10 protein-coding genes are annotated in these 7,137 nt (G+C 58.7%); 3 read left to right on the forward strand and 7 right to left on the reverse strand.

Annotated elements, in window-relative coordinates; all coding sequences use genetic code 11:
• The 5 genes from AC1DS3_RS32105 to AC1DS3_RS32125 all read right to left on the reverse strand — a co-directional run.
• Positions 1-499: hypothetical protein (locus AC1DS3_RS32105; protein WP_477128733.1), on the reverse strand; the 499-nt coding region annotated here is incomplete at its 3' end.
• 362 nt (positions 500-861) lie between these two features.
• Positions 862-1,524, reverse strand: a complete 663-nt coding sequence (locus AC1DS3_RS32110) for an SOS response-associated peptidase (RefSeq protein WP_477128734.1) — start codon at positions 1,522-1,524, stop codon at positions 862-864.
• Positions 1,514-1,933, reverse strand: a complete 420-nt coding sequence (locus tag AC1DS3_RS32115; RefSeq protein ID WP_477128735.1) for a hypothetical protein — start codon at positions 1,931-1,933, stop codon at positions 1,514-1,516. Before AC1DS3_RS32115 ends, AC1DS3_RS32110 begins: the two co-directional genes overlap by 11 nt.
• 22 nt (positions 1,934-1,955) lie before the next feature.
• Positions 1,956-2,216 (reverse strand): hypothetical protein, encoded by a 261-nt coding sequence (locus AC1DS3_RS32120; RefSeq protein WP_477128736.1) that lies wholly within the window; start codon positions 2,214-2,216, stop codon positions 1,956-1,958.
• A gap of 361 nt (positions 2,217-2,577) precedes the next feature.
• Positions 2,578-3,678 carry a tyrosine-type recombinase/integrase gene (locus tag AC1DS3_RS32125; RefSeq protein WP_477128737.1) on the reverse strand — a complete coding sequence of 367 codons (1,101 nt, stop codon included), beginning with the start codon at positions 3,676-3,678 and terminating at the stop codon, positions 2,578-2,580.
• Between the two features lie 174 nt (positions 3,679-3,852).
• Between AC1DS3_RS32125 and dusA the strand changes: the two genes are divergently transcribed.
• Entirely contained in the window at positions 3,853-4,830 is a 978-nt protein-coding gene (gene dusA, locus AC1DS3_RS32130) for a tRNA dihydrouridine(20/20a) synthase DusA (RefSeq protein WP_477128738.1), read from the forward strand.
• A gap of 540 nt (positions 4,831-5,370) precedes the next feature.
• Here dusA and AC1DS3_RS32135 read toward each other — a convergent pair.
• Entirely contained in the window at positions 5,371-5,520 is a 150-nt protein-coding gene (locus AC1DS3_RS32135; protein WP_441641413.1) for a hypothetical protein, read from the reverse strand.
• A gap of 178 nt (positions 5,521-5,698) precedes the next feature.
• The gene (locus AC1DS3_RS32140) at positions 5,699-5,998 is read right to left on the reverse strand and encodes a hypothetical protein (RefSeq protein WP_441641412.1); all 300 of its coding nucleotides are present in this window, start codon (positions 5,996-5,998) and stop codon (positions 5,699-5,701) included.
• 725 nt (positions 5,999-6,723) lie between these two features.
• Here AC1DS3_RS32140 and AC1DS3_RS32145 point away from each other — a divergent pair.
• Together AC1DS3_RS32145 and AC1DS3_RS32150 are read left to right on the forward strand one after the other, a co-directional pair.
• Positions 6,724-6,807, forward strand: coding sequence for a VOC family protein (locus AC1DS3_RS32145; protein ID WP_477109698.1), 84 nt, complete (start codon positions 6,724-6,726; stop codon positions 6,805-6,807).
• 150 nt (positions 6,808-6,957) lie between these two features.
• A partial coding sequence (locus AC1DS3_RS32150) for a hypothetical protein (RefSeq protein ID WP_477128739.1) occupies positions 6,958-7,137 on the forward strand: 180 nt, incomplete at its 3' end.

Here is a 7,137-nt window from a genome sequence, read left to right on the forward strand (position 1 = left end):
GTCCATCAGGGGGTCCATCAGGGGCATCTGTGTCATCAATTTCCTGGTTGGTGAGTAATTCTGCTAAATGAGTAAATTCTGCCTTCTCAAGTTCTTCGTCATCGTTTAGGGAGTACAGCTCTTTAGATTCGGATACAAATGTAAAGGCGAAAACCCTCCTATCAATAAAATTCAAGTAGTATTTGTTTCTTAATAGTTGCTTCTTTATTTTATCTTCAGAGCTATTATTTTTGAGCTCTATGTTTATGATTGATTTGGAGCCAAAGCGCAACAAGTCAAACTCTTTTCCTATCTGCGGAATTTTGTAACCCACATAAAATCTGTCTAGGGATCCTGTGCCGCACCCAATGCTGCTCAGTGCCTTGGCTAGGCCCTTTAGGTCTTCTATTTCGGCATCTTTTATATCTATGCCAAAATGCTTTAAAAAACTATTAAAGCTGTTTCTTTTTAATGATTCGCTTGCTTGTAAAAGCGATTGAATATTTAATCGTTTCAGCATTTCTGTTTTTTGATTATTGTGAAAACGGCTTGGTTAATACGGTTGGTTAGGAAAAAGGCTTGATGAGAATTGACCTAACTAATAGTAAACGACAAAGCTGTCATCCAATTCCAGGAATTAGTCTAAACTAGCGGACAGGACTACCCATCTTCTCTTGCCAGAAGGTCATTCTTCGGCAAAAAGTGTACGTTCCATGTGAGCACGCCTTTGATGCCGGCCAGCATATCATTGTACTGATAGGGATCCTGCAATTTCCAATCTGGTGAATGTCAGCTTTGGGGAGATTCGCTTAACGGCTGGTCCTGGCCGAGAGCGGGCCTCCGCTGGCTATTGCCGAGTGTCCGTTCTGCCAACCTGGGACGCTACTCTGCAGCCTTTGCCCGAGGCGCGCGGAGCGCCGGCTCGGCGTCCATCAGCTCTGGAGGGTAGGGCCGCATAAAGCTGCGCGCCTGCTCTGGATCCCGGCACGTCAGCCAGTCGTCCCATTCCGCCCGCGGCACGATGACGATCATCCGCTTTTCCTTGCCCGGGGCGTGGAAACGGTTCATCAGTGGGTGTTTGTCAGAGTTAATGGTCAGCATGGTGAAGCTAAACACCTCCGCGCTGGCTTCGCCCGGCCAGGCGCGCCACAGCCCAGCAATCGCAAACTCGGGCTCATCCTTCAGCCAGATCCGCCAGCGCACCGACTTCGCTTGCCCCTCCGCATAGAACGGCTCGTAGAAACTCGACGCCGGCACCAGGCAGAGCTGGGCCTTCTTCCACGGCCCCGAAAACGAGCGCTTCTCACCGACCGTCTCCGATCGCGCATTGGTGGTATCGAACTTGGCCACGCCTGGCGGGATCCGGGTCTTCGGCACCATGCCAAACGTGCCCACCAGTGCCTGGCGTGCGTCGCCGCCGCCGGCCACGATGATTGGCGCGGCATAGTCCGGCCAGGTCTCTGGCGGATAGTCCATGGGCGGCGGCTCGACGCCAAAGACATCGCGCAGCAGCTGGCGCTGCACCGGGGCGTAATTAGTGCACATCCTCATCTCCTGGCAAGGGCGTGAGCGGCAACACGCGCCGCGCCTTCTCCGAGACGCGCCGGTGCTTGTCCTGTGCATCTTGCCACGTTGGCGAGGTGAAAATCTTGTCGACGCTGGGCGAGATGAGATGGGTCAGGAAGATCGGCGGGGCCATCATTTCCGACCACGGGCAAAAGCAGGTCCAGACGCGAGCGTTTTGCTCGATCAGGTCGGTACGCAGGACGAACCGCTTGAACCAGCCTCTCAGGAATTCCGCATGCCTCTCCACGCGCGGCTCCTTCACCGGCTGGCCGTTTGGGCCGAGGATGTAGAACTGCATCAGGTAGACCACACCGTATGAATCTGGCGTGCCACCGCGCGCGGCATGGCGTAGTGCTCGGACCCAGCTCTCTGGGGTGTTGGGTGGCATGGTGGTAGACAGAACGGCTATTTCACTGGCGAGGGAAGCGCGCCCGCAGCGGCGGCTTTATATGGGGCCGGGCCACTCGGAACCGGTGGTGTTGGCCATCCGCGTCGAAAGAAAGGTATTCGGCCAACCAGACCATGGCCTGAAGATGGCGCGTCTCGATGCCGTGGACCGTTACTGCGGAATCGGATAACTCAACGCGCTCGCACGGCAGGAGCAGCTCGGCCACATCGCCAGGGAGAAATTCGGACTCGAGGAAGATGGTTGCTGGCGCAAATTCGATCATGCCCTGGCCCTCCCGGGATTCGATGGGCCGATGCGGACGCCGTCACGAGCGTGGAACTCGATGCGCGGCTGGTAGCCGTAGGCGCGCAGCCGGGCTAGGTCGTCCTGGGCCGTTTCGGGCAGCCGGGTGCCGCAGCCCAGAAGGGCGGAAGTGACCTCGAAGGTGCCGCACATGGGGCAGCTGTACTTAAAGCCGCGGCCGCCTCGCTGGCGTATGCGTTCAGCGGGAGCTTTGCAAAGGGGGCAGTCTGCTGATTGGGGTGACATCGTGGACTCTCCTATACTGTATGGATATACAGTACAGGAGGCGCACAAAGGGATCTTGTAAAAGCCGAGATAGCTGTATGGATATACAGCGTTGATTAGGCTGAACCTACAGCGGCCACTGCCTGGGTGGCTGGTGCCACGACGTCAAGCCACTTCCAGCCGGCGAAACGGTCCCCGTCATGCCGTAGGTKGGTATAGCGCTTCAGGCTCTGCCAGCTCCTGTGCCCAGTCACAGCCGCGACGCGTGGGATGCTCAGGCCCATCTCAAACAGCCGGCTGGCTCCCTCGTGCCGCATGTCGTGCAGGTGTAGGTCGTCAATCTCCAGAAACTTGGCAGCCCGGGTGAAAGCGGCGCTCACCGCATCGCTGTTGGCTGGGAAGATCCTGGCCTCGCGTTTCGGCTGGGCCTTGATGATGCGCACAGCCTCAGGCGGCAGGTCGCACCAGACATCGTTGCCGAGCTTTTCGCCGGGGTGCTTCAGATCCCGCACCATGATGCGCCCACCTTGCTCGTCCAGGTCGTCCCACGTGATTCGGCACATTTCCTCCAGTCGGCGCGTGGAGAAGATCGCGAACGCGGTGAGCGCCTGCATCGGCGTGCTATCCACCCGTTTCGCGCGGATGTTGCCGAAGTGCGCCATGAGCTGGTCGAGTTCAGCCATCGTCGGCCGGCGGTTGCGGGCTACAGAGCGGCTCGTCACGCCGAGTTTCTTCGCCACCTTGCGTGCGTCATCCATCGCCGTTTGATCGAGCGGGTAGCCCCAAGCCGGGCGAGCTATCGCAAAGATCGATGCGAGGTGGGCGAGGTAGTTGCCGACCGTTTGCGGCAGCACACCGAGGCTCTGCGCAAATTGTGTGATCTCTTGGCTACGGATCTTCGAGCAGTGCATCGAGCCGATCGGTGCCGCCTTGATGGCGCCGAGCACCTGTGTCTTCGTCCGGCCGATGTCCTTGCGAGACTCTCTTATGTAGCGGTCGATCACGGCGCTCAACAGTGGGTCATCCCGCTGCGCGGTTTCCAATGCGCCGGGCTGCGCCAGTTCGCGCTCGCGCTTTTCCATCCAGGTCGCGGCTGCCTGGCGACGATCAAACGTCTTGGTTTCGGTGAGCACCACCTCGCCGCCTTGCTTCAGGCGGATCACGGCCGTGTAACCTATACTCTTGTCCTTGCGTTCGCGCTGAAGAATGGTGCCCATAATTTCCGGTGCAACATGGTTTTTTTCGGTGCAACATTGTAACACCCAAGCTCAAAAATGAGCCTAAAGAGGCGGTAACGGCAGGTCATGGTACACGTTCAGAATCCCCCGCAAACCGAAGCTGGAGGCGGAATCCCAGCAAAATCAACGGGCCGCAGAATCTCGGTTGCACCGATGATGGATTGGACTGATCGTCATTGCCGCATGCTTCACCGGCAACTGAGCCGCCATACCTGGCTGTACACGGAGATGGTGACCACCGGCGCGCTGCTCCATGGCGATGTGGCCCGTCATCTCGACTTCGACGCCGCTGAGCAACCCGTGGCCCTGCAACTCGGCGGCAGCGAGCCTGCTGACCTGGCCGCCGCGGCGAAACTGGGCGAGCAATGGGGGTACGTGGAGGTGAATCTGAACTGCGGCTGCCCTTCCGAGCGGGTGCAGCGCGGTGCATTCGGCGCTTGCCTGATGGCGGAGCCGGAACTGGTGGCGGATTGCGTGAAGGCGATGCGCGACGCGGTATCGATTCCCGTGACCGTCAAGCATCGCATCGGCATTGACACGATCGAACATTATGACTTTGTTCGCGACTTCGTTGGCACCGTGGCCGATGCGGGGTGTGAGACCTTTATCGTGCATGCGCGCAATGCGATCCTGAAGGGGTTGAGCCCAAAGGAAAATCGCGAGATCCCGCCGCTGCGTTATGAAGTGGCTTACCAACTTAAGCAGGAATTCCCGCATCTCGAGATCCTGATCAATGGCGGCATCGTCACGCACGACGAGATGGACGCGCACCTGGCACATGTGGATGGCGTCATGATTGGACGGGAGGCCTATCACCAGCCCTACGTGCTGGCGGAAATGGATGGGCGTTTCTATGCCGCGCAGACCCCGGTGCCATCACGGTTGGACGTTGAGCTGGCGATGCAGCGTTATATTGGGGATGTCGTCGAGAAGGGCGGCTATATGGGTGCGGTGACACGCCATATGCTGGGCCTGCATCGTGGTATCCATGGTGGCCGCGGCTGGCGGCGGGTTTTGTCGGATGCGCGCCGCATGCACGCGGTGCGCACACGCGCAGCCGTCGACGCCATGTTTGAAGAGGCGCGGGCGCATCTGCTGCAGGGAGGCGCGCCATCCCTCGAGGCGGCTTGAACAAGATCCGCTAGGGTTGGCGGGGGGGATTATCGGGAAGTGTTCGCGTGCGCGGCCAGCATGCAGGCCTTGATTGCGAATGGATCGCATTTGCGCACTCTGAGCATAATGGGTGTTGAACGCTTGCTGTGGCGTCAGCTGGAATATTTCCTCTAACTTCGAATGCCCTTTTTATGCGCTGGAGCCGCAGGGGGCTGTGACGCGCACTTGATCGTCGTGGCGGGCCGCTTTCCCGCCATGGCAAAGGGATTCCCCTAATTAGTCAGGGAGCCGCAAGTTCTTACACTGTGCTTGCCCTCGAATACAGGGCTTTCTTCAACTGATTGTTCAGCCCGCCTAGTGCGGGCTTTTTTTTATCATGGTAGCTGCGACTGCGTGGTCGACTTCGGTTTACCCGGATGGTGCGAACGGAAAACGACAGTTAGATTACCAAAGCCTTCAGGGCAATTGAGATCGCTAATTTAAGAACCCGCGCTGCGGGTTCTTTTTTTTGCCTGTTGCCGCTTGCTATCGAGTGGCCGCTTTGGCAGGCACTGCGCACTACTTGTCGCTGGTGCGCGAGACGCCGACATCAATGGTGCCGTATGTGGTGATGCTTGCCTCGCGGCCATCGGCGCCTTGGCTGGCGCATCCAACAAGGGCCACCAGCAGCGCGCATCCCGCCAGCAGTCCCCACAACGTTTGTTTCATAGTCCTTTCCCGGTGTTGCCGCGGAAACAGCATTCTCCATTGGGTATCCGGCGCCGGGTTTAGTTCCTGTCCGGAGGTGACCGATGCAAAGCAACGGCTGCGAGCTCTTGCGGACAAACTAGGCGGAAAGAGGCGGGGAGGAGGAGGGCTGCTGCCTTGCGAGCGTCGGACGTCTGGCTTATCCGATGACAAATCGGTGTAGCAGCAACGTCGCAATGGCCGGGCAGGCGAGGACCAGTCCGCCCAGTGCGGGGAATCGTTGCGACCACATACCGATCAGGGCGGGGATGGCCGCAATCGGACCAAGGATATGCATCAGCAAGGAAAGCAGGGTATCGGCGTGGTCAGCGTTCGTAGCCTGCGACACTTCGCTTCCACCATGCGGGCCAAAGAGTCCGTACGCACTCCCGAACAGAAGGACGACCAGGCAAAGCGTGGCGGCTAGCTTGAGGGTGAGTTTGGTGCTGAAGGACCGCATCGTTGTTCTTTCCACTTGGATTGTGAGCCCCCCGGTGTGCCGGGTAGGGCGCTCGGCGCATGCCAAGAATGTTTGTGAAAATAGCGCAAACTGCACCCAAACCAACTGAGACTTTTCTAAGTCAGAATTAAGTCGAATCGAGGCGGCCGACAGCGCACTTGGCGGCGTATGCAATTGTTTGCGGTTTTGCGTGGCCGGGTCGATACAAGCCTGTTGCCACCCTCCGCCATTTCTTGGCCCAGATTCGACGCTAGCGCGCGTCAGCGGTGGGGCGGGGCACCGGAGTACCGTTTGTGGCGAGGGCGTCATTGCGGAAGACGTCCTGTGTTGGATGTTGGAGGCCAGCGGAGGCCACCAAGACTCCATGCGCTGGCAAGTTACACCGCGCGGCAGATGACTGGTGGTGTGCACTTTGATCTCCCTTTGCCGTGATCTAGCATGGAACCGTCAGATCTTCCTGGCACGGGTTTGAGGAGATGGTTATGGGAAAGTGTGATCTGGATGGGGAATGTTCCGCAGGGGGGTGTGCCGCCAAGGGCTTAGCCATTGGCGTGCTTGTGCTGGGTGCCTTGCTGGCGTTCGGGTGCCTCTGCTGCGAGCGGCAMAAGGCCCGCAGCAACCGTGAATAGACGATTTGAGCGAACCCGTGCGGGCCACGTGACGGGGCCGCGTCATCCCGGCTATCTCATTGTTTGTGAGTTGTGAGTCGCCAGTCGCAATTGGRGGTGGACACCCTGTGGGAGCAATTGTCCACTGGCGGGGAGGACGGGCAGTGCGGTTGGCTCAAGGATAAGTTTGGCGTGTCCTGACGGATCGCTCGATCGATCCTCGGCCGGCTGCTGCAGGGCAAGGATGGGGGCAAGTCGGCTCGGGTCATGGAAGCGATGTTCAAGATGCGTAAGCTGGACATTGCTTTGCTAGCGCAGGCATACGAGCGGATTTGATCTTGGATGTTACTTATGATCAACTTTATTCCTCTCGAAAGACTCTCGAAAGATTCGCTCAAGAAAACGCTTGCCAAGGCCGAGGGGGTCCCCTATGATTCGCCCCCTCGCAACACGAAACACCGCTGCAAAGCAGACGGGACAAGGGTTGCGGGGTCGGCAGGGGTGGTTGGCGGCGCGCATGGCGCAGCGAGC

It is taken from the genome of Cupriavidus sp. 01L46 (assembly GCF_056399905.1).